A 1,913-nucleotide genomic window follows, 5' to 3' on the forward strand; every position below is an offset into this window, starting at 1 on the left:
TCCGCGGTCATCGCCAACACCACCCGCTGCAACCGCTCCACCAACACCTCAATGCTGGCCACATCAAACACATCGGTGCGGAACTCCACCTGCCCGCCAATGCCGGCGGGCTCACCAGCCTCGGTCCAGCGTTCGGCCAACGACCACGTCAAATCCGCGCGCGCGGTGTCGGTATCGGCCCGCAACGGCGTGACCTGCACCTCCCCCAAGGCCACCCCGGCGGCGGGATCAGCGTCTTGCCAGTTCTGCCAGGCCAGCATGACCTGCACCAACGGATGATGGGTCAACGACCGGACCGGATTCAGCCGCTCCACTAGCACCTCAAACGGCACATCCTGATGCTCATAGGCGGCCAAACTGCGCGCCCGCACCTGAGCCAACAACTCACCAACGGTGGGATCGGCGCCCACATCCACCCGCAACACCAACGTATTGATAAACGCCCCGACCAGATCATCTAGCGCAGGATCGCGCCGCCCAGCGATCGGAAACCCAACGGCCACATCAGAACTGGCACTCAGCGCCGACAACAACACCGCCAGCGCGGCCTGAACCACCATGAAACTGGTCGCATCATGCTTGCGGGCCATCTCGCGCACCCGCTGCTGCAACTCGGCCGGCCAATCCACCACCACACTGGCCCCGCGATAATCGGCCACCGGCGGATAAGGCCGATCCGTGGGCAACTGCAGCTGCTCAGGCAACCCCGCCAGGGTCTGCTCCCAATACCCCAACTGCCCGGCAATACGACTACCGCTGTCATCAAGATCACCGAACTGCGCGCGCTGCCACAACGTGTAATCCACATACTGCACCGGCAACGGCGCCCACCCCGGCACCTGCCCCGCACACCGACTGGCATACGCCACACCCAAATCCCGCACCAACGGGGCCACCGACCACCCATCAGCAGCGATATGGTGCACCGCGGCCACCAACACATGCTCATCCTCAGCGACCCGGAAAAGCCTTGCCCGCAAAGGAATCTCGCCAGCCAAATCAAACGTGTAACGAGCCGCGGCGCCCACAGCCGCCTCCAGCCGATCATCCGGCCAGCCGACGGCATCAACAACCTGCCACCCGAAATCAACCCGCCCCACCGGAACAATCACCTGCTGAGGGACCCCGTCCACCGCCACAAACAACGTCCGCAAACTTTCATGACGGCCCACCACATCAGCCAGCGCCGCCCCCAACGCCTCAGCATCCAACCGACCACTGAGCCGCAACGCCACCGCCATGTTGTAAATCGGTGACGGCCCCTGCAACTGATCCAGGAACCACAACCGGGCCTGGGCAAACGACAACGGAACCACCGCCGGGCGCTCCACAGCCACCAACGGCTCCAGCCCACCCCCACCCGCACCCTCAATACGAGGCGCCAGCTCAGCCACCGTCGGCGCCTCGAACAACACCCGCACCGAAAGACCCGCATCAAAGGACTTATTCACCGCGGCAATCACCCGCATCGCCGACAGCGAATCCCCACCCACCTCAAAGAACGAGTCATCAACCCCGACCCGCTCCAAGCCAAGAACCTGGGCATAAATCCCAGCAACAATCTCTTCGGTCAAGCTGGTCGGGGCGCGATAGCCCTCGCCGTCTTGATAGCCCGGGGCCGGCAAGGCTTTGGTGTCGAGTTTGCCGTTAGCAGTCAGCGGCAACGCCTCGATCACCACGACCGCAGCCGGCACCATATAAGCGGGCAGCCGCTCAGCCACAGCGCTGCGCAACACCGCCGGCTCGGCGGTCCCGGTCACATACCCCACCAGACGCTTATCCCCAGCGACGTCCTCGCGCGCGATCACCACCGCCTGACGCACACCCTGCTGGGCGGCCAACACCGCTTGAACCTCACCCAACTCGATGCGATACCCGCGGATCTTGACCTGCTCATCAGCACGCCCCAGATA

General features: G+C 64.2%; 1 protein-coding gene. It reads right to left on the minus strand.

The genetic code is table 11. The features are described from left to right. On the minus strand, positions 1–1,913 hold a 1,913-nt coding region (locus A5753_RS07680), incomplete at both ends, for a condensation domain-containing protein (protein WP_231990031.1).

It is taken from the genome of Mycobacterium sp. 852002-51971_SCH5477799-a (genome assembly GCF_001667145.1).
Classification (GTDB): Bacteria; Actinomycetota; Actinomycetes; order Mycobacteriales; family Mycobacteriaceae; genus Mycobacterium.